This window comes from Pseudomonas sp. HP_14 (genome assembly GCF_055283875.1).
Genome location: NZ_JBTOQI010000001.1, coordinates 46,510 through 65,972 on the forward strand (window position 1 = coordinate 46,510; position 19,463 = coordinate 65,972).

The window sequence follows — 19,463 nt, forward strand, 5'->3', positions numbered from 1 at the left end:
GTGGTAGCCTCCCCCCTCTGGATCGCGGCTTTCTATAAATCGCACTTCCGGACTGACGAAATAAATGAACCACCAGGAATGCTTTTATGTCGCTCAAAATAGCATTTGCCTCAGTGCTCAAGGCAATGCGTGCTACTCGCGGTATATCTCAGAAGCAGCTCGCTGAAGTCAGCAGCCGGACATACATCTACAAGTTGGAACGCGCCCAGTGCAGTCCCACATTGGAGATGATCACCGCCCTGAGCGAACCCCTGGCTTTGAGTCCGCTCACTCTCGTCGCGTTGACGCTGGGGGCGCAGAGCGGTGAGTGTACTGATTCGCTGGTGAGCCGTTTGCAGCTAGAGCTTGCAGAGGTCGGAAGCGTCAGTGGCAGTCACGCTTCGTTTGATGCGGTGCGGGCCGAACAACAGAGCTTTGCGCAGGGCAAGGTCAAGGGTTCGAAGGCTTCGTCTCATCAGACTGAACTCTGCTTCGCCAGCTAGGGCCACTGCTCCCCTCACGCGGTGATTGGCCAACACTGTGTTAGCGGTTAGTTCGGTAATGCAGTACTTCTCGTGTCACTGCTGGGGCTACGGGAAAGCACCATCGTTAAACGACCCTCAACGACCAGTTGTGTAATCTTTTCGTGTGCTCGCTGCAGCTGATGGTTATCTGCGAATGGACGTGAGGCTGTGCCCGGTACACATGTCATGGCTATTTCCTTTTTCGCTTCGAATGGGAGCCTGTAGCTGCCGGCGTGCCCTGGGTCTCTGGGGCTGGCTGCTCGATCTGAGGCGATGGCTGTCCTGCCATCTTCGGCTGGGTAGTCACACTCTGTTCCAGTCGAGCCTTCAACTCTGCTACGAGCTTGGCCAATTCCGCCTCGCGCACCGTGGCTTGAGCGGCTGACAAATTGAGGGATTTGATCTCGCCGCTTAACTCAGTCACCTGGGACTGATGATGCTCGATGACCGCCCCCGCCCTGGCCTCCGCCAATGCGAGAGCCTGCGTCTGGGCAGTGAGGGTCTGTATCAGGTCACTCTGAGTGTGCAGCGCTTTGGTTTGTTGGCGCGACTCCGCAAGCAGACGCTCGTTATCTCGGTTGAGTCTAGTGGACTCATCCTGCTTGACCGCCAATGACTCCCGAAGCTTTCGTTGCTCGACCTGAGACTCCTGCAACTGAGCTTCATGCCGGCGCTGATCCTGATCGCGCTGCTCCTTGACTGACTCACGGTAGTGCTCCAACGAACCGCGTGCATGAACATGCTTTTCCTCAAGGGATTGGATCTGTCTGTCTTTTTCGACGATCAGCACCTCCAAGTCGCCGCAGCGCTGGCCTAACTCGGCGTTTCGGGTCAACTCTGCCTGAAGAGAGGACTGCGAAGTCTGGAGTTCTGCTGCCTGAATCTCCAAGGCTGACTGCTGTGTAGCCACTTCCCTCTGAGAGGACAGGAGCTGTGATTGCAAGTCGGAACTAAGGGATTGAGATGCAGCTCGCTCGATTTCGAATTCGGCTTTCACATCCGCTGCCACTTGGGCCCCCTCCTCCAAGAGCTGATCCAAGAGGCTCTCCAGCATCGATGAGAGCTGATCTCCGAGACGCTTACGAGCAGGTACAGCGCTGGGCTCGGACGTTTCCAACTCTCGCAAGTACCGTGAAATCGTTGTATTCGAGCCGGTGTTGCCCATCTCCGCCCGAATTCGATCGATCGTGGGGTTAAGCCCCCGCGCAAGCAAAGCGTGTCTTGCTTTTTGCACCACCGCTTTGTTTATGCCGCTTCGCGCCATGATCACCCCGACGATTTCGTATCGTATTACATCCAATGAAATTACATTCAATGATAGCGTGAAAATCTTAATTTGAAAGCCTTATCCTAGAAAGCCATAATAGTGCTTTATAGTTTCTTTATACTTTCAAGCGCCCAGAAAACCTCCTTGTGGCGCGGAAAGGCAGAAACGCTCCGATTTTCAAGGCAAAGTACGATGGAAAAGGCAGATCGGTACCTCAGTGCCGGCACCCGAGAGAACACCCGAAAAAGCTACCGGGCGGCGATCGAGCACTTCGAGGTGATTTGGGGCGGGTATTTGCCCACAACCGGCGTGGGCGTTGTTCGCTACTTGGCGGAGTACGCCGACAAGCTCTCCATCAACACGCTGAAGCAACGTCTGGCGGCACTTGCGCAATGGCACATCACGCAGGGTTTTCCTGATCCGACCAAGACGCCTGACGTTCGCCAGATGATCAAAGGCATCAGGGTCGTGCACCCTGCAAAGGTTAAGCAGGCCGCCCCGCTGCTGCTGAAGCACCTAGAGCAAGCGGTCACATGGCTTGAAGGGGAAGCTGCAGTCGCTCTTGAAAGCGGAGATTACAAATCGCTGGTGCGTCACCGTCGCTCGGTGGCGATTATCCTGATCGGGTTCTGGCGTGGCTTTCGGGGCGATGAGCTGGCCAGGCTAACGGTGGAGGACACCCAAGCCATAAGTGGTGAAGGCATTACCTTTTTCCTGCCTTACACCAAGGGTGACCGCCAGCATGAAGGAACTACGTTCCAAACGCCGGCCCTCACCATGCTTTGCCCCGTGGAGGCCTATATTAATTGGATAACAGTTGCCGGGATCGCGAAAGGCCCGGTGTTCCAGCAGATTGATCGCTGGGGTAATCTGTCAGGCAAAGCTATGCAGCCGCATAGCCTGATTCCCGTGCTACGCCGCATCTTCAAAGAGGCAGGATTGCCAGCGGAGCTGTACAGCAGCCACTCGATGCGGCGAGGCTTTGCGACTTGGGCGTCGGCTAATGGGTGGGACATCAAAGGGCTGATGAGCTATGTAGGTTGGAAGGATATGAAGTCGGCGCTGCGTTATGTCGATGCGGGCATGTCGTTTGGTGGCTTGGCTTCGCGGGCAACCACCGCCATGGTGGAGAAAACCGGGCTGTCCGACTGATCGCATTAAGGGGGCGGCGGGCGGATAGAAGAATACATAAGGCCGGCATGTTCAATAGGTGCGCCATTAAGCGATTCTGCCATCTGGTTTTTGGTCGCCATCCAGTCATCGAAATCTTGGGAGCGTTAGTTGAGCAGCGGATGACTAGGGATGGAAGCCGCAATCAAAAACGCAACAGCCTGCCCGTCTCCACGCAGACTAAAAGCTCACGGTTGACGTGCCAGCTGTTGTGCCCTTGCACGCCGGTAAGCGAGAAACCGAACTCATCCTCCCCTAGCGGCCCAGTCGACTCGAAGTGGCTCATTATCGATAATGGGTTCGGATGGGCTCCGTAATCAATCGAGGCGTCATACATGCCCCGGACGTACTCCGCCATCTCAGGCTGAACGGGTTGCAAAATCTTAATTGCGTTTTCAACAGTGAAGAGTTTCCTGCAAGCTTTGAGGTCGGCGGTGCTGCGATTACGACTGAGCCATATATCCGCGGTTACCTCCTTCTGGCTCACCAACAATGCGTAGCAAGCTGACTCAAGAGCTGCGCGGGCAACCGGAAAGACCAGCACCACATGACCAGATAGAGCCTCGCGTACGGCACCAAGCAGCGCGGTATATGCATTCATCACCAGTACTGCTGCGATGGGAGCCATTTCCAAAGGCTGGGCGAAAAATTCGCGATGGAAGAACGCGTCCATCTCATCGACCATGTACTTCAGTTGAGGCGGTGAAGCAGCATGACTTTGGGCAACCTCGTCCGTTGCTGCCAGGTATTCAGCCAGTGTTCCTGCAGACATTTGCATCAAACCCTCCAGAGCTACAACGCTTCCAACTATTCACGAGGCACCTTTTCGAAACGCACTTTGAGCTTGGTCAGTTCGCGCCCCGTCCCAAAAACATCCCCGATGATCTGCAGGTCATCTTCGCTAATCAGAACTCATGATTGAAAAGGTGCTCAAGACCAAGCCCTTCTTGCGGAATCCAATTTCCAATACCCCATAGTGCTGCTATCTCACCACTCAGTGTTGGAACCCACCTCTTAGCCCTGTCGTAGTGAAAGTCTGTTGCTGAGACCCCTTCCCTGCGGCGCCCGATGGCTAAAAGGCGTTCGTAAAGGAAGATGCACGGGGTGACCTGCTGGCCATTTCTCTGGTTGAACAGCAGGGGGATATCAACACCTTCTGGATCAAGATCCCCAAAATACTCAGCAGTAACCGCCCCTCTTTCCCTCATTACCTCGGCCAACGCTAGCCCAGATGCGCAAATGGTTTTTCCGTTGCCATAAACTACAGCGCTATACATCTTCGCTGATTCATTCCACTCACCTAGGCTCCAGAATGTATGGTGATTTTCCACCAGGAGGACTGGCAACCCTTCTACATCAGCAGGTCTATAGGCCAAAGGGTGCTCTACGCGCCTAGCACCAATCACGCTTAACGGCAGCCGTCCGCTAAACAAAGCGCCATCCCGCACCCTGGAATCCAGATATTTCTCGTCGCCAAAGATCTCCAATGACCGTTCGCGCAGCGGAACAACCATGTATCTGCCCCTGCGTCGAATTATCCACTCGTTGATTTTCAGAGCGTTTACGAGCTCCGACGCAGAAAGGCTAGTCCAGAATCCCATTTCCGGAGCCCAGGCCACCTTTGCAAAATCAAAGTCATTTACCTTTTTGGGCTCTCGAATCAGGGTGATGAACGTAGGCATTGGCGGATTACCAAGACGCTCATAACTTTGCTTTGCTGGCAGCTTGAGAAGACCTTCCTGTTCACCTTGAAGAAGAGCATTAAGTAGCAATCGGTCACGATCATGTGTCTGAAGCTGCTCTGGAAAGCAGTCAAGCCACACTGAACGCAAAACCTTCAGATCAAGTTTCTTCGGTCGGCTGTTCACTAACATGGCAAAGAATTTCTGGCTCATGCGGCGACCTCGTCCTTAAACGTCGCCTTCACCATTTCAATGAGGGTGCGATGAGAGTTTTTCTGTACGCCGGCCTTGCGCAGCCTGAGCACCCGATGGAAGCCTTCAATGATGTTCGGGTCGGCATTGGCCGTCAGGCAGATGAGCTGGATCTTCATGCTTTCAGCCAACATCCGCTGAGCATCGATCAGTGCACGCGTCTGCACGTTTGCAAATGGGTTGTCCAGCAGCAATGGGCCGCCTCCTCCCCTCATGGCTTTTGCCGCTGTATCAACTCGCAAATGGCTCACAAGCATATAGAGGAACATGGCCATTACCGTTCCTTGTCCGCCAGAGCTCTTCATGTTGTTAACCGGCTGATACTGAAACTCCGTGTTTTCTTCCATTTTTAGAATTTGCAGGCCGAAGGTTTCACGCGGCGTGAACAGCAGCAGGCATTGCGTGGTGATCTCAGACCCGGTTTCTGGGATCAGGGTCGTTTCAATCAGGCGATTAAGGTACTGGGCAATCTCGCCCTTGCGCTGATCCGTCGACATGCCCTGAAGATTGCTCGACATCTTCAAGATCGATCGGCCACTCACATAAGGCGTGCCAATAGGCATCGTGATCGACATGGCGTGCTTGAGCATGGACGTCGCTGAGGCCACCTGATTGTAGATCTCGGTTACGCAACGCTCGAAATCGGGAACCATGCCATCGAGCGTGCCCTGCAGGGCAGAAACCCGGTCAGCAATCATTGCCGAGATGTGTTCATTATCGGCGCAGGCACGATCCAAGTCTTCGGCTGCGAACATCTCAGCGATCTGACCTTCGGCAGCACGAAATTCGGATGTTCCCACAATCCGGATCACGGCCTGGTAGGCCTTGTTGGCCGCCGCACGAACCTTGGCGACTTCTTCTTCACGCACGCGCAGTTTGCGAATGATCTCCGTTACCATTTCGCCCACATCGTCCGAGAGCACCACCTCTTGCGCCACTAAAGTTTTTCGGTCGAAGGCCGCGTCGAGGTTCTTCAGGTTCGAACGCAAGTCTGCCAATGCTTGGCGCAGCTTGGCGTTATTGGCCTTCTGGGTACTGATTTGCTCAAGTGCCGTCTCGCGCTGAGCCTTTTGATCTTCATGGAAGCTCAGTCGGTTGCTGGCAGCAATACGCAGATCGTCATCTGCTAACCCCAGCATCTCGTCAGACGGTTCGATTTTCTCACGGGATCGCCAGTATTCCTTGATCGCCGACTTGGCATCGGAATGCAATTCCTGCTTTTCTTGCCGGGCTTTGACAAGCTCCGCGAGACGGTTTCGAACGCCAGCAATTTCACTGTCCACTTCCAGTGGCATAAGGCTTTTGACGACTTCATCGTCTACATCCTGGAATTCCTGGCGATAATTCCTTTCTGCTTTTTCCAGCTCTTGGCGCTTCGCATCGAGCAAATGCCCAATCAGGCCAAGACGGTCTTTTTCCTCCGTGGAGAGCAAGGCCATTACTTGCGAATACCGTGAACGCAGCGATTCAAGGCTATGCATCTGGGAGGCGTCTGTGATCTCGAAATCAGGGCTGTGTCGAACAACCTGGTCGTGTTCAGTACGAAGCAGAACCACACTGGGCCGCAGACTATTTTCTTGAGTCGAATACTTGCTGGCCTCAACGGCTTTTTCGGCTTTAGTCGTCTCCAGCTCATGGAGCTGATCAGCAATGCTTGAAAGCTTGGCCAGGATTTCTTTCAGAGACGATTCTGCTTGCAGAGCAGACCCGAGCCAATTGTCCAGGTAGTTGAGAAGCTGCGCCTTGCCATTTTTAAGTGTGGATATCTTGATCGGCAACTGCTCGATTCGAGGCGTGATGGCCGCAATGGATTGGTCAACATCAGTGATCTGATTCGAGAGGTTCTCGATTAATTCTGCAGCTTGATCGGTCAGCTCCTTTAGGCCTTCCAGCTCGACTTCGGCACTGACCACTTGCTGGTGCGAATAATTGGCCTGGAAGAGTTTCAGCTGGTTCAATACCGCCTGGGCGAGCGCATCTCTTTTTACAAACTCGTCACGCTCTGCGTTCACCTGTGCAATGGTGGCCTCAAATGTAGCTAAAGCCACCTGTGCAGCCTCTCGGTTAAAAGCGGCATCATTGACCGGGCCAAATACCATTCGCTCTGCATCAGCGTTAGCGGGCGCCAAGGAAGCCACGGCCAACGTCACTGGCGCAGCAAGCTCAAGTTGAAGCGCAGGCACCAAGCTCAAAGCCTTGCCCCATTCCTCTGACGCCACATTAACACCAAGGTATCGGCTTGGGTCAGAAAGCACCAAGTCCCTGGCTTCATTAGCATCGTGGCGCAGATCGGCTACGTATGTATTTGCAGCCCTGGCGGAGCGAACACCGGCCTTGGATAGAGCATCAATAACCAACTCGACATCCGTATTACGCCCCGAGAGACCTGTTTGAACAATGGACTCACGCTCACCTTCCAGCTGATCCAGGCGAATCGCTTTTTTCGATATTTCAGCACGAGTTTGTTCGATGAGCTTCTCAACATCGCCGACAAGAACCAGTGACCTTGGGTCGCAAACACCCTGAACCATTTCGATCAGAAGTTGGTTCGTCTGCAATTTTTCAAGCGCAAGCTCGTGATCGCCCAGGTATTTCTTAAGCGGCTCTTGACCATTTTTGGCGCCGCTAAGCGTTTGATTGGCCTGTATTGAGGCTTGGCGTAGTTCATTCAGTGCTAAGGTCTTTTCGGAATGGTCGGCCTTAAGCTCTTTGAGCAGAGCTTCCTGCTCCTCAATCTCAACGACGAAACGATCAAGGGCTGAATGCGCACCATCGATGTCGGTTGGCAGCACCAATTGGCTGGAGATCAGTCCGTCGAAGATTTTCTGGGCAGCAAAGATGGTTCCTTCGAGAGTCCCCTGCTCCTGACTCAGAGCGGTTGACGTCTTATTCAACTCTTTGATGGCTTGGTCGATCTGCGTGACGTGCTCCCACGCAGCATCACGTTTAAGCACCAATTGCCTGATGCTTTCGTTCAGCTTTGCAATTTCTTGCTCCAGCTTGTGACGGAGCATGGAGCCATTCCTGGCGCATTCTTCCTCTAGGGGCTTGAGCTCCTGCGTGGCGGCTTCCTTCTTCACTTCCAGGTCATGAATGCTGGCAGTAATGGCAACAATCTCCCGTCGCGCCAGGGCGGCCATCAGGTTTTTCAGGTGAAGTTCGTCGTGCGCTATTCCCTTGGCGACGTCGCTCAGGTCTTTAGACGCCACCTCCTCCTCGCGCTTCAGCACAAGACCCGTGATCGCGACATGGTCTGAATACGCGGCGGCGCCAGCTTCGAGCAGTTTGTCCGCAAATTTTTCAGCATCTGCAATGGACTCCTGGTTCTTTTTGACCTCGGTTTCCGTCTCGATCAGCTTGCGCTGCATAGCCGATGTCACGTTCACCGCTTGTTGGTCGATGTTTTTGAGGGCCGCGGTAGCCCCCACCATCTGAACGGCGGTTTCGCTGAATGGCACCATGACTTGCTGCAAGTTGCCAAACTGACGAAGTTTTTCCTCCAGGCGCGGCTTTGACTTGAGGTTATCAACCGCTTGCCCGACCATGTTTCGAAGCTCTGCGGTCTGATCCTTGTTCATGGATAGATTCAAGAGTTTCGAGACAAGGTCGCGTTCAGTGTTGAATGAAAGAAAACCGTCTGCACTGCCGCCTTCACGCCTGTTGAATTCGACCTGCATCTTCAAAAGCTCAAGGTCGATCATCCGGCGCTCTTCAAGATGTGCCATCCATTCGCCCTGATTTTGAGTGATATAAAAGTCCCCGCCACTAAGGCGATAAGCCTGCTGCACCCAACCCAGAAATTCCTGCATGGTTTTGACCGGTGCCATGGAAACATCCGGAACAGGAAGATCCTCCCACCGTAATCCGACAGTGGCTTCAAACGTGAAAAAGCGGCGCTCAACCTCGGATGCCCGATCCGCGCTTTCTTTGACAACGACCGACTGGCCAATGATGAGCGGATATTCGGCGCCGCCAGTCGTCTTGGGCGGCATGATGGCCTCAACAATCATGAAGGATGGACGGCCATCACGGGCGAAGTAATCCTTAAAGGCATGCGTTTTCTTCTGAAGAAACTGCAGCCAATGATCCAGCCTTGGATCGAAGCAACTGAAAATATAGGAAAGAATGGAGGTCTTCCCGCCCCCGTTTTCGAGATTGATGCAGGCATCACCGGGTTCGTTTGTGACCGTATCGCAAAGGTCGAATGTGGTTTGTTCATACCAGCCAGTCGGGGCGCCAAAGTGATCGACATAAATTCGAGAAATGCGCATGGATTCAACCCTCGACTTTGGAGGCGGCAGCCTCGACAACGGCATTGAACAAGGTAGGAAGTGTCAGCTCACGAAGTTGGATTCGCAGCTGGTGAGTGGGTGTAAACGACGTTTGCTCGTCGATGTCTTCCCGGCCTTCTTTGCGAACCAATCCGTATTCGAGCATTCGGCTCAGACAGACCGTGATGATGCCTTCGATAGAACTGAGTGAGGCCCTTGTCGAGTTGGGGATTTTCGTCGGCAAGCCGCGCATGTACTCCCACCCAGGGCGGGTTTCTTCCGCTGAGTAGCTATCCCCTTCAGACTCTTTTGCCAGGCCATTGATGACGCTCACAAGCTTGTCCCGAATAACCCCCAGTGTCGCAGGAAATGGCGTGCGTCCATCATCGTCCAGGAAGTCAGAGGTCGGGTAGAACACCGCCCCAATGGCCATGTGGGCGAGCAGCACCGCGACCTTTTGCTCTTCGCTCATTTTAGTGCGGAACTCAGCCATTTTGATTGAGAAGCGACTGTCTTTGCCGGAGGGCACGACGACCAGGCCACGGTCACTGATATCAAGCACAAGCAGCGACATGCCTTCAGCAATGCCCTGTACGGCATCTGCGAAGTCACGTTCGGCCCGGCATCGGGCTAGAAGTTGCCGGTACACGGTGTCGTTGTGCGGGCTGCTATGCGCGCCCATGGCTCGATAAATGAGCGTGGCTGCGTCCTGATAATAGTTAGTCATGGCTCACTTCCTGATTTGCAGCGGAGTGTTCGAACCGTAGGTTGTCACCAAAGACCACCGAGCTATCAAATTCCCCATCGATGACGGCGTGGCGTTTCTTGTACCGGGATTCGCTGTCAGCAAATGCCCGATAAAGCTCAAAAGCGACGGCCTTACGCTCCATGAAAGTCAACCCATCCGCTTCAGCCTGATCAAGGATCTGCCCTAAGTGCAAAATCTCTGCGCCATGCATTTTCGGATCAAGCCAACGATGGACTTTCGCCACCAATTCCTTTGGGAAAGGCATGGGGATTTCCGGGAATCGCTCAATTTCGCCACCTCGTTCATCAGGATCGGGGAGAGCGTCATTGCGCCGTTCAAGGAGCAGGTGGAACAGATTGGAGAGATCCGGGATCATCACCCGCATAGGCGGATATAGGCTCAGCAATACATCGTCTGCAAAAGCCGAAATGTCACAGACGGATCGAGCCATCAAATCAGGCAGGATGCTGTATTCGAGATCTGGCAGGCCTGAAGCCCGCCGAGCCCTGAAGCCACTGACTTGGCCATCGAGAAATTTCTGCCCTGCCCCACCAATTTCGTTCAGCAGCTTCATGCGCTGAAGGTTGGCTCCTTCTAGCTGAGCATGGAGATTGGAGAGCGGCTTGCGCGTTTCAGGATTATCCAGGCCTCGCATTTTCTGCGTCAGGGACTCCTTCATTGAGAAATCAACCGTCTGGCGATCCTCAATATGTTTTCGGGCAGTGTTGAGCGTCGGCTGAATGTTCTTGTCCCACCTCACTGAACCCGGCGATTTGGCCGCTTGCTGAATGAGGTCGCGGATCATCTGGCGGTGCTCCACTGACAGCGAAAGTGCACGACTCGCAAGGTCATAAGCCTGTTCAAAACGCCCGTTATCAACAAGGTACACGAGCATTTTCTCGATAAGCACCTGATAATCTTCGACCTCAAGATCCAGCATGCCCATCAGCACCAGGTAGCCTTCTCTGGTCGGGCTGTAGCGGTAGTTTTGATCGTAATCAGCCTCAAAGCGGATCAGCTTGAAACTCAGAAACCTCGTTTCACCGGAAGGGGCATGGAAATAGCTTTCCCGGTGATCACTGTACCTTTTTGATTTGTTGCCCAGTGCCTCGAGCACGATATCGGCTATTCGGCCACGGCTATCGTCATCCAGGGTTCGCAACATAGACCCCGCAAGCATCTTCAGATGATCGCGCACCTCTTCGAACGTGTAGCCTTGCTGGATGGCCGAGCCCTCCATCATGAAGTACAAGGCCGCCAGGCACAGATAATTGGTATCAATGCCTTCCAGCAGGTACGAGCCATCCTCTCGGGTGTACATGAGCTTGTTGAAATCGAGCTTGAGCACTGGCCTTATCAACAACAAATTGCGTTGATGTGACGTAAGGTCGAGCAGGGAACCGTGGCCGGAAGCGAGATAATCATCCATTATGGATTCCGAGGTCATACCAGGCGATATGGCGATGGTATATTTGGCGTGAGGTCGAATCATTTTGATTCGATGTCAGGCATCATAGCCTCAAGCGTTGAACTACCGCAACCCAGCCGCGAGAAGCGAAATCGTCGATGCCTCAAGTTTTTACAGACCACTCGCAAGCTCAGCAGGAACGACTTGCTTTCATAGAACTAAACTTATGGTTCTTCGGAGAGGTAAGGCGACAAAGCCTCGTCAAGCGATTCCAGATCAAGACCGCCTCGGCCACCAGAGATCTTGCCCTTTATGCAATGCTAGCGCCCTGCAACATGGCTTATGACTCAAGGGCTAAGAGCTACTTCATATCGGAAGGATTTTCCCCGCTTTACAAGTTCAGTCCGGATCGCGTGCTGACCTGGTTGAGCCAAGGGTTTGCGGATGGGGTGCCGAGCATAGTCTCAGGATGTGATGTGCCAGCTATTCAGTCTGCTCGAATTGGCCAACCGAACCTGGTCACGCTTGGAGTGGTAACTCGTGCAATATTCCAGCGCCTCCCACTGAAGATAGGTTACGAATCTTTGAGCGGGTCGAGTGAGCGCATAATCGTGCCACACACGTTGGTCGACAACGGATTGCGTTGGCATGTAAGAGGATTTGACCGGAAATCTGGGGAGTTCCGGGACTTTGTAATTACCCGTATCGTAAATCCTGTGATTGATCTGAATGGGGCTGCTATGGCTCATGAGTTGGGCAGCAATGACATTGCATGTGTTGATGCCGTGGTTTTGGAACTAGTTCCACATCCCGACCAACCTAGGCCCGAGGTGACCAGGCTTGATTATGGAATGGTTGATGATCTGATCAAAATTACGGTTCCAACGCTGATCGCGGGATATACGCTCAGGCAGTGGAGTGTTGATTGTTCACCCGATCATAGTCTCAGGGGGCATGAGTTCAGGCTGTGGCTACGAAATGTAGATGTCCTGGATGGCGTCAGCAATGCGTTGCTTGCGCCTGGATACATTCAAAAATGAATGATGAGGAATTCGCTCCACTGTACCCGCCACTGCTCGGAGCCTAGCGCGTGCGGGATTGATGCCTCGCGCTGAAATACGATGGTTCAAATGAAAACTACAGCCCAAGTCGAAAACGTCAACGATATCTCGACGTTCAGTAATTCACTCTACGACGAGCTAGGGCCCGCGGCGTGATAATTCATGGCCTAGCATTTCCTAGGGATGCATGTTTGTTGGCAACACACGCTGTCTTGTCCTATCAAAAAAGCCTCAAAGCGTGGATCGCATAGAAGAGCTTGCTGAAGCCTGGGATAGCGGACAGCTTGGTAACGCCGAGGCGAAATAAAGCAGTCATTCGACGAGCCGGGCCTTAGGCCCGAAAACACGATAGCAACAACTCATCTCAGAAGCCGCCTTGGAAGTAGCGCGAGAAAAACCTTAGCAAGCCTTTCTGCTTGGGAAGCGCTATCGACGAGCACTTATTCCTTCAGCGCAAAAACTGCGTTCATGTCATCAATGCTTACGATGACCTTCGGCTTGCGAATCATGCCCTTCAGTCGCTTAACGGAATACGTTGCTGCCGCCATGGCGAACTGGCCATTTTCCAGATTGACGAATTCGACCTCATCTCCTGGTTGCAGGCCTAGGGCAGCCCGTACCTGGACAGGGATGGTGATTTGGCCTTTAGAGTTCACAGTGACAGTAGCCATGAGGATACCTACGCGATTGGGCACTTAAATGATAGCCGAGCGGTGCGGTAGGCTATAACGTGAAGACGTGAGGGCGAGCCGGGCTTAAGCCCGAAGGAGCGATAGCCAAAGAAGCTTTAGCTCCGAAGCCCAACAAATCACCTAGCCTCCGCCGGAACAGAAGCAGCACGCCCTCTAACAACTCCGTCAGAACGAAGCTGTATACACGTCTCGATTTATCTTGGACAGATCAAAGATAGGGCACCCATGCCATGAGCATTGAAGCAAAGGATCTTCACCTTCAAGCCATCCAAAACCTCCTCGCGCCATACCGCTATCTGTATTGCGTAGACCTTGAGGCAACCTGTGACGAGATGGATGAGTCGGAATCACCAAGGCCCCTCGCAGTCGTTCCCGATCAGATGGAAACAATCGAAATTGGCCTGGTAGTAATCGACTTGGAATCGCTTGAGATCGTCGATGAATTCCAGCGTTTCGTACGGCCTCAGATCAACCCTACACTGACCGACTACTGCAGAAAGCTTACGTCCATTCAACAAGCAGACGTGGACGGTGCCCGAACCTATCGAGAGGTTGGAGAAGATCTACAGACGTTTGTTGCGCGGTATCCAAACGCGGCCTGGGCATCGTGGGGTGACTATGACGCAAGACAACTTCAGCGTGATGCTGGCTTTGCTGGGTGCCCTTCCCTACTCGAAGGCTTGCCACATTTCAATGCCAGGAATTGGCATGCCGGCTTATATGACGATCGACCTAAATCACTTAAGCAAACGGTAGAGTCGTTGGCACTGGTTTGGCGGGGTACCTATCACCGAGGAATCGACGATGCCAGGAACGTTGCATCCATCATTAAGGAAATGCTCGGCTGAGGTGAGCCGGGCCCATTGGCCCGAATGAGCGATCTCTCCATTCACTCCACACCACCGCTTAGCCGGGCAAACGATGACTCGAGCCTAGAATGATTTGAACACAACCTCTCCTCTCTCCGCCCGCGAGGTCTGCCAGATGCTGACGGACGTCGCACTCGGTAAACGCATCTTGACGCGAAGCTCCACGCAGTCCTGGAGCGAGATTTATCACGGCCTCATGCCCGTGGAGATAGATGGCTGGCAGCTCACACTCTTCAATGACTGTGACACCCTGGACTACTGCGAGTACTGCAGGTCGCCTGATGGCCGAGTCGGTACACTTGAACTCTGGCAGAGAGACGGAGCTGATCCTGTCGAGCTATTGAGCGCCTGGGAGCGAGAACAGCTTGAGCGACTGCTCGCTGGGCTCTGAGCATGCATGCAAAACGGCAGGTGAATGTTTGGCCACTTCACCCACCTCGAAATCTGCATCCAATACTGCCAGAATTTTTAACCTGCAAGGTGACCCAAATGATTCCAGGATTTGGTGGCTAAGTCGTACTCCTTGATCGATGACAGCTGGCCCGACATGGGAACATGTGATTCTTCGTTTTCCTTTTCAGTGGCACAGAGCCATAGTAAGTGATCGAGCATCACTGATCAGCACACCAAGGAGCGGGCGAAATGAAGGTAAAGATCCTTCCGGCTATTTTCCTGTTCCTAGGCTCCTACTTCCCGCTGAGCGTGATCCTGCTACTCCAAGACGTCTCTGACTCTACTTGGAAGAAATCAATCTGCTGGTCGCTTCAAGATTGCACCCTGCCCGCCCTGATGAACCCAGGTCGCTCGCTGACACTATTCACCATTTGCCTGATCAGCCTCGCTTTCTTCACTTGGGTGCTCAAAACCTTGCCGGCCGACCATGAGCTAACGGTCAAGGAAGCGAAGACTGTTCCCAATGACCTTATCAATTACGTCTTTCCCTACGTTGTCTCGTTCATGGGCCTTGATCTAGGCAGCGATGGCAAGTTCTACGGCTTCCTTGTGTTCTTGATCTGGATGTTTCTCATCACTTATCGATCAGGACAAATTCTCATGAATCCGCTGCTCTTGGCGATTGGCTGGCAACTACATGAGCTGGAGGTGATTACGTCCGGCAAGGAGCGCAGCGTGATTGCGCTTGCGAAGACAAAGGTTTACCCGGGAGACAAATTAAGCTCCTGTGTCATCCATGGAATATACGTTCTCACAAAAAAGGAGTAAGCGATGGCTGCAGTTGAAGCGTTGAATAAGTTACGGGGTCTAGATCTGTTAAACGCTACAGTGAGCATTTGGGCGTTCAGAAAGAGCACCAGCAAAACCGCCAAATTCCGAGCATCCTCGGTGGTTGCAACGCCCGAACTGGAGATTGAGCTCAAGCGAATTGCCCGACAATGGATCGATCGGTGCACTGAGGTCGATGATTACAGCCTCATCGCGACGATTAACGAGAGCTCCTGTCTCTATCTTGAATCCGATGAGACGATTTTCCCGCAGTTGGAGGATCTCGTCAGCAACCCACCCGAGGAGCATCTCATTGAGGCCATCTCTGATCTGGAAGGAAGCCTAGGCTATCTCGTTCGCCTGACCATCGGCACGGACACGCTCCATTGCGTATGCCGACTTGGGAACGACTGGAAGGTGAAAAAACGGGCACATGTTCTTAACCTTGTGCTCAACCGCAACCAGCTCGACCTGGCAGGTGATGAAGCGTTCATCATTCCAAAACGGTTTGATTTCTTCGCTCTCAATACTGACATTTTGGTCACAAACAAAGGCAACTTCGAATCGATCCTGGAGTACAAACAAACCTACGTCACTTCGTTCACCGAGCTACGGGCTGACGCAGGCTTTCAGGCCATCTTCTCTGACATGGCCGTCTTGGTTGACCATGTAGGCAGCAATACCATGCACTTGCGCAGGATGGCGGTGGTACAGGAACGTGCGTACTACAACGACGTAGGCTTCATGGAAAAACTGCGTCTAGTCAACCGCGAGCGGCAGTGGAATATAATATTCGACGACAATGGCAAGATTGTTCCATCCGCCGAGTCGGTGCGCGCAATCATTCAAGTTTTGTTGAATCACCGGCTTCATTCGGAGCTGACCGGGCACGACTTTGACGTACCTTCGGCTAACCCTATCGCATGAGATGTTGCGGCCGAGTAGGCTTGGTACTTTCACCTGGCTTACGAATAGGAGTAACAAATTGCTGAACCGTCCGGACAAAGACGCGCTACGTGCAATGCTGGAATCGCAAGTTCAAGAAAAGCTGCAGCACGACCCAGACGCGGTAACGACTTATGCAGCCCAGCCTGTACCTGACCGAAAACCGTACACCAGCAAACCTACGGTTCAGGACAAGGCATTTCACAAAGAGCTCAAGCAGATGCGTGCAGACGCCGAAGCTGGAGTGATACATACGCCCAAGCGCGAGCCGGAAGACGGAGATGCCCCTAGCCTAAGGCTTGATGATTATCCAGGTCTGTAAGTGTCGCCGAGATTCTACGGGCATTGAGCGGCTTGGCGATTCACAACCACTGGAGACCACACGTGAGAAAGCCACCTATGAAAATCATGATCGAAGAATGGGATGGTGACGGTGCGATTCGCATTCCCGATGAGGCGCTACAGGAACTGGAGCTCGATGTTGGCGACTCGCTTTATCTGATCGAGGAGTTTGTCGGCAATACACGCTGCCTTGTCCTATCGAAAATGCCTCAGATTGCGGATCGAATAGACGAGCTTGTTGAAGTTTGGGATAGCGGACAGCCTGGTAACGCCGAGGTGAGATAAAACAGTCACTCGACGAGCCGGGCCTAAGGCCCGAATACGCGATAGCAACAACCCGTCTCAGAAGCTGCCTTGGAAGGAAGCGCGAGACAAACCTTAGCAAGCCCTCCTTCTTGTGAAACGCAATCGACGAGCATTTACTCTTTCAGCGCAAAAACCGCGTTCATGTCATCGATGCTCACGATGACCTTCGGCTTACGAATCAAGCCTTTCAGTCGCTTAACGGAGCAAGTCGCAGCCACGATGGCGAACTGACCATTCCTTAGGTCGATGAATTCGATTTCATCCCCTGGTTGCAGGCCTAGAGCAGCCCGTACCTGGACAGGGATGGTGATTTGGCCTTTAGAATTCACAGTGGCACTAGCCATGAGGATACCTATAGGCATCGTTCCCAGAGCTTGGCTTGATGTGCACCAAGGTGTCGGAGACGAGATTTCCACCTAGCTTAAATTGCCGAAATCGATTGTAATGATAGCCTCAAGCCAGCAGTCTGGCACTTACTGAGATCCATCATGCTGGGACGCAGAGCAAAGAGCTTCCGCCTAATCGAAGCCGCTGTCCATTTCACCCAAAAACCCACACAGCAGTCAGATAGCCAATCTTCTGATTCAATTCGGTTCTCGCTGAATCACTTGGCGACGAATGACTCAACCTGGGTAACTGTATTAATTGGCAAAAATGGCATTGGTAAAAGCAGGTTTTTAGCCTCTATTGCAGAGACATTTTTCCAATTAACCACTGAAAAAAAATACCCCTCAAGATCAAAAACCGAGACCATTCTAAAATACCTTTCAGACGAAAACTTGGTTGAAGTTATTGCGCGTAACGGTAAATTACAGACCACTGTAAATGGCATTAAAACCGAAAAGCTATACAGCGTACCCTCGCCGAAAAAAGTCATCGCATTAACGACGACGCCATTTGACAAATTTAGAATATCCAACTGGAGTGGCGACGAATTTTTCGGGGCAGATTCAACCTGCTATGAATATCTTGGTCTACGAGATAGGACGGGGCGAGCCTCCTCATTGGCGCCAATTTCGAAAGCAGTAGAGGGACTATTCAGCGCTTCCGCCAGAGACACAAACAGCCTAAAAAGAATCGCTGGCATATTTAGTTTCCTAGGTTTTAAGCCAGAAATCGAAATCGGTTATAGGTTCCGCCCGCCCATAATTACTGCACTTGCAAGCGGCAATCGCGAGCTGATTAAAAAAACACTAGAACAATACTCTCGTCGATATGATAAAAATACGGACATTGAGCTTGTTAGCGCTGCAGCTGAAACTCTACTGACGCACACAGCAGAGAACAACCACATTTCGCTATACGCCAACTTTGATCTATCTGAAAGCGAAAGCGATCTATATTTTCTCTTAGCCCCCTTGAGGAGATTGCGTTTTTTACATATTGAGAACGTTACAGTAACCCGGCAGGATGGTGTAAAGGTTGACCTTCAAAGTGCTAGCTCTGGCGAAGTCAGCCTTGTGACGGCATTCTTGGGATTAGCAGGCGTCATTGAAGATGGCAGCCTCATATTAATTGACGAGCCAGAAATAAGCCTGCACCCCGAGTGGCAGACAGGCTATATTGACTTACTGCTCAAAACATTTTCAGACTATAAAAACTGCCACTACGTAATTGCTACCCACTCCCCACTTATATTGTCAGACATTGACGCCAACACTTCAAACATCGTAGCAATGGAAAAGAACACTAGTTCCTACATTGAGTCAGTGGATATATCTGGAAAATCCTCTGATCATATTCTTGCTACCGCCTTCGAAACCCCAGGAAAGAATAACCTATACCTAAAGCAGGAAATAATTAAAGCACTTCGCCTAGCTGCAAACGGTAAAGTGCAATCAGAGGAGTTTCAAGAAACAGTAGATTGGCTTGTGACGCTACTACCTAAACTAGAAGAACAGAGTTCTGTCTCGCAGGTCATTTTAAACCTTCAAGAGGTCGCAAATGAAGTCGAGGACTCACAATGATTTCGAAAGCTGTAGATTACTGCAAAGCCGACCAACTTCTTGTTTCCGCTTACAAAGCTATCCAGGACAAGCTAAAAGATCCAAACTACTGGTCTCACGCCGAACTTGAAAAACTAAAAAAAAGGGCAAAAGAACACTATATCGAAGAGCAGAAAACCCACTGTTGCTATTGCAACATGCATCAAAACTCAAAAAACCATCGAATCTGGGATCTCGAGCATATCGCGCCAAGGGCAAAATATGCCCATTTCATGTTCGAACCTAAAAACCTTGCTGCAGCATGTCCAGATTGCAATACTCACAAGGGTGACAAAGAGGTGCTGGTTAATACTAGGAGGAGGACATATCCAACTAAATCAGAGGACTTCAAGATTGTCCACCCTCACTATGACAAGTATACCGATCACATAAAGCACAGAAGATTTGTGTACGTGCCAGTTACCAAAAAAGGCAAGTACACTATCTACTTGTGTGATCTACTACGATTTACTGTGGACTTCATTGGGGCGAGTGGCAGCGCGTCAGACAATTCTTTTGAGGATGAAATAGATGCGGCATTCAACGCTGAGGATGATCAAGACCTAGCAGACTTAGCGCTTGAGCTAATTGAACTCCAATTAAATAAACAAAATTAGCCCCCTTCAGTACTCCTAATGTATTAAACATAAATGACCGACCGATATGGGTCGACAACGGTCTTCCGCCGAACGGAGCAATCGGTCAGTTTCGGCCTTAACCACAGGCCTACTCCCATTTTCC

19 protein-coding genes and 1 pseudogene are annotated in these 19,463 nt (G+C 52.0%); 12 read left to right on the top strand and 8 right to left on the bottom strand.

All coding sequences use genetic code 11. The features are described 5' to 3' along the window. Window positions 1–86: 86 nt before the first annotated feature. A complete protein-coding gene (locus ACYASS_RS00170) occupies window positions 87–482 on the top strand; it encodes a helix-turn-helix domain-containing protein (RefSeq protein WP_463584578.1) in 396 nt (131 codons plus the stop codon). Between the two features lie 211 nt (window positions 483–693). Here ACYASS_RS00170 and ACYASS_RS00175 read toward each other — a convergent pair whose 3' ends face one another. Further along, window positions 694–1,767 carry a DNA-binding protein gene (locus ACYASS_RS00175; RefSeq protein ID WP_463584879.1) on the bottom strand — a complete coding sequence of 358 codons (1,074 nt, stop codon included), beginning with the start codon at window positions 1,765–1,767 and terminating at the stop codon, window positions 694–696. Window positions 1,768–1,962: 195 nt separating this feature from the next. Between ACYASS_RS00175 and ACYASS_RS00180 the strand changes: the two genes are divergently transcribed. Further along, the gene (locus ACYASS_RS00180) at window positions 1,963–2,922 is read left to right on the top strand and encodes a tyrosine-type recombinase/integrase (protein ID WP_463584579.1); all 960 of its coding nucleotides are present in this window, start codon (window positions 1,963–1,965) and stop codon (window positions 2,920–2,922) included. A gap of 163 nt (window positions 2,923–3,085) precedes the next feature. On the opposite strand, the gene ACYASS_RS00185 is transcribed toward ACYASS_RS00180, so the two are convergent. From ACYASS_RS00185 to ACYASS_RS00205, 5 genes are all read right to left on the bottom strand, one after another. After that, complete coding sequence (locus ACYASS_RS00185; RefSeq protein ID WP_463584580.1) at window positions 3,086–3,718, bottom strand: hypothetical protein; 633 nt, start codon at window positions 3,716–3,718, stop codon at window positions 3,086–3,088. Window positions 3,719–3,845: 127 nt separating this feature from the next. Next, window positions 3,846–4,835, bottom strand: coding sequence for a hypothetical protein (locus ACYASS_RS00190; protein ID WP_463584581.1), 990 nt, complete (start codon window positions 4,833–4,835; stop codon window positions 3,846–3,848). Then, the gene (locus ACYASS_RS00195) at window positions 4,832–9,145 is read right to left on the bottom strand and encodes a coiled-coil domain-containing protein (protein ID WP_463584582.1); all 4,314 of its coding nucleotides are present in this window, start codon (window positions 9,143–9,145) and stop codon (window positions 4,832–4,834) included. Before ACYASS_RS00195 ends, ACYASS_RS00190 begins: the two co-directional genes overlap by 4 nt. Before the next feature lie 4 nt (window positions 9,146–9,149). Further along, on the bottom strand, window positions 9,150–9,872 hold the full coding sequence (locus tag ACYASS_RS00200) for a hypothetical protein (protein WP_463584583.1): 723 nt from the start codon (window positions 9,870–9,872) through the stop codon (window positions 9,150–9,152). Continuing rightward, complete coding sequence (locus ACYASS_RS00205) at window positions 9,865–11,322, bottom strand: hypothetical protein (protein ID WP_463584584.1); 1,458 nt, start codon at window positions 11,320–11,322, stop codon at window positions 9,865–9,867. Before ACYASS_RS00205 ends, ACYASS_RS00200 begins: the two co-directional genes overlap by 8 nt. A gap of 137 nt (window positions 11,323–11,459) precedes the next feature. On the opposite strand from ACYASS_RS00205, the gene ACYASS_RS00210 reads away from it, so the two are divergent. Together ACYASS_RS00210 and ACYASS_RS00215 are read left to right on the top strand one after the other, a co-directional pair. Continuing rightward, on the top strand, window positions 11,460–12,341 hold the full coding sequence (locus ACYASS_RS00210; protein ID WP_463584585.1) for a WYL domain-containing protein: 882 nt from the start codon (window positions 11,460–11,462) through the stop codon (window positions 12,339–12,341). A gap of 211 nt (window positions 12,342–12,552) precedes the next feature. After that, window positions 12,553–12,669, top strand: a pseudogene (locus ACYASS_RS00215) (AbrB/MazE/SpoVT family DNA-binding domain-containing protein); the annotation flags it as partial. Between the two features lie 133 nt (window positions 12,670–12,802). Here the strand turns inward: ACYASS_RS00215 and ACYASS_RS00220 are convergent. Continuing rightward, entirely contained in the window at window positions 12,803–13,033 is a 231-nt protein-coding gene (locus ACYASS_RS00220) for an AbrB/MazE/SpoVT family DNA-binding domain-containing protein (protein WP_463584586.1), read from the bottom strand. Between the two features lie 251 nt (window positions 13,034–13,284). On the opposite strand from ACYASS_RS00220, the gene ACYASS_RS00225 reads away from it, so the two are divergent. From ACYASS_RS00225 to ACYASS_RS00250, 6 genes are all read left to right on the top strand, one after another. Continuing rightward, complete coding sequence (locus ACYASS_RS00225) at window positions 13,285–13,902, top strand: 3'-5' exonuclease (protein WP_463584587.1); 618 nt, start codon at window positions 13,285–13,287, stop codon at window positions 13,900–13,902. Between the two features lie 94 nt (window positions 13,903–13,996). Then, a complete protein-coding gene (locus ACYASS_RS00230) occupies window positions 13,997–14,314 on the top strand; it encodes a DUF7693 family protein (RefSeq protein ID WP_463584588.1) in 318 nt (105 codons plus the stop codon). Window positions 14,315–14,565: 251 nt separating this feature from the next. After that, window positions 14,566–15,144 (top strand): hypothetical protein, encoded by a 579-nt coding sequence (locus ACYASS_RS00235; RefSeq protein WP_463584589.1) that lies wholly within the window; start codon window positions 14,566–14,568, stop codon window positions 15,142–15,144. Window positions 15,145–15,147: 3 nt separating this feature from the next. Further along, on the top strand, window positions 15,148–16,071 hold the full coding sequence (locus ACYASS_RS00240; protein WP_463584590.1) for a Kiwa anti-phage protein KwaB-like domain-containing protein: 924 nt from the start codon (window positions 15,148–15,150) through the stop codon (window positions 16,069–16,071). 58 nt (window positions 16,072–16,129) lie between these two features. Beyond that, on the top strand, window positions 16,130–16,411 hold the full coding sequence (locus tag ACYASS_RS00245; protein WP_463584591.1) for a hypothetical protein: 282 nt from the start codon (window positions 16,130–16,132) through the stop codon (window positions 16,409–16,411). A 77-nt stretch (window positions 16,412–16,488) separates the two neighbouring features. Beyond that, window positions 16,489–16,716 carry an AbrB/MazE/SpoVT family DNA-binding domain-containing protein gene (locus ACYASS_RS00250; protein WP_463584592.1) on the top strand — a complete coding sequence of 76 codons (228 nt, stop codon included), beginning with the start codon at window positions 16,489–16,491 and terminating at the stop codon, window positions 16,714–16,716. 134 nt (window positions 16,717–16,850) lie between these two features. On the opposite strand, the gene ACYASS_RS00255 is transcribed toward ACYASS_RS00250, so the two are convergent. Next, window positions 16,851–17,081 (bottom strand): AbrB/MazE/SpoVT family DNA-binding domain-containing protein, encoded by a 231-nt coding sequence (locus ACYASS_RS00255; RefSeq protein WP_459730015.1) that lies wholly within the window; start codon window positions 17,079–17,081, stop codon window positions 16,851–16,853. A 144-nt stretch (window positions 17,082–17,225) separates the two neighbouring features. Between ACYASS_RS00255 and ACYASS_RS00260 the strand changes: the two genes are divergently transcribed. Then, window positions 17,226–18,704 (top strand): AAA family ATPase, encoded by a 1,479-nt coding sequence (locus ACYASS_RS00260; protein ID WP_463584593.1) that lies wholly within the window; start codon window positions 17,226–17,228, stop codon window positions 18,702–18,704. Beyond that, window positions 18,701–19,339 (top strand): HNH endonuclease, encoded by a 639-nt coding sequence (locus tag ACYASS_RS00265; RefSeq protein WP_463584594.1) that lies wholly within the window; start codon window positions 18,701–18,703, stop codon window positions 19,337–19,339. Before ACYASS_RS00260 ends, ACYASS_RS00265 begins: the two co-directional genes overlap by 4 nt. Window positions 19,340–19,463 lie beyond the last annotated feature (124 nt).

Bases quoted from the DNA above. Each gene is read 5' to 3' on its own strand.
- ACYASS_RS00170 (WP_463584578.1), top strand. From the start codon at position 87: ATGTCGCTCAAAATAGCATTTGCCTCAGTGCTCAAGGCAATGCGTGCT.
- ACYASS_RS00175 (WP_463584879.1), bottom strand. From the start codon at position 1,767: ATGGCGCGAAGCGGCATAAACAAAGCGGTGGTGCAAAAAGCAAGACAC.
- ACYASS_RS00180 (WP_463584579.1), top strand. From the start codon at position 1,963: ATGGAAAAGGCAGATCGGTACCTCAGTGCCGGCACCCGAGAGAACACC.
- ACYASS_RS00185 (WP_463584580.1), bottom strand. From the start codon at position 3,718: ATGCAAATGTCTGCAGGAACACTGGCTGAATACCTGGCAGCAACGGAC.
- ACYASS_RS00190 (WP_463584581.1), bottom strand. From the start codon at position 4,835: ATGAGCCAGAAATTCTTTGCCATGTTAGTGAACAGCCGACCGAAGAAA.
- ACYASS_RS00195 (WP_463584582.1), bottom strand. From the start codon at position 9,145: ATGCGCATTTCTCGAATTTATGTCGATCACTTTGGCGCCCCGACTGGC.
- ACYASS_RS00200 (WP_463584583.1), bottom strand. From the start codon at position 9,872: ATGACTAACTATTATCAGGACGCAGCCACGCTCATTTATCGAGCCATG.
- ACYASS_RS00205 (WP_463584584.1), bottom strand. From the start codon at position 11,322: ATGGATGATTATCTCGCTTCCGGCCACGGTTCCCTGCTCGACCTTACG.
- ACYASS_RS00210 (WP_463584585.1), top strand. From the start codon at position 11,460: ATGCCTCAAGTTTTTACAGACCACTCGCAAGCTCAGCAGGAACGACTT.
- ACYASS_RS00220 (WP_463584586.1), bottom strand. From the start codon at position 13,033: ATGGCTACTGTCACTGTGAACTCTAAAGGCCAAATCACCATCCCTGTC.
- ACYASS_RS00225 (WP_463584587.1), top strand. From the start codon at position 13,285: ATGAGCATTGAAGCAAAGGATCTTCACCTTCAAGCCATCCAAAACCTC.
- ACYASS_RS00235 (WP_463584589.1), top strand. From the start codon at position 14,566: ATGAAGGTAAAGATCCTTCCGGCTATTTTCCTGTTCCTAGGCTCCTAC.
- ACYASS_RS00240 (WP_463584590.1), top strand. From the start codon at position 15,148: ATGGCTGCAGTTGAAGCGTTGAATAAGTTACGGGGTCTAGATCTGTTA.
- ACYASS_RS00250 (WP_463584592.1), top strand. From the start codon at position 16,489: ATGAAAATCATGATCGAAGAATGGGATGGTGACGGTGCGATTCGCATT.
- ACYASS_RS00255 (WP_459730015.1), bottom strand. From the start codon at position 17,081: ATGGCTAGTGCCACTGTGAATTCTAAAGGCCAAATCACCATCCCTGTC.
- ACYASS_RS00260 (WP_463584593.1), top strand. From the start codon at position 17,226: ATGCTGGGACGCAGAGCAAAGAGCTTCCGCCTAATCGAAGCCGCTGTC.
- ACYASS_RS00265 (WP_463584594.1), top strand. From the start codon at position 18,701: ATGATTTCGAAAGCTGTAGATTACTGCAAAGCCGACCAACTTCTTGTT.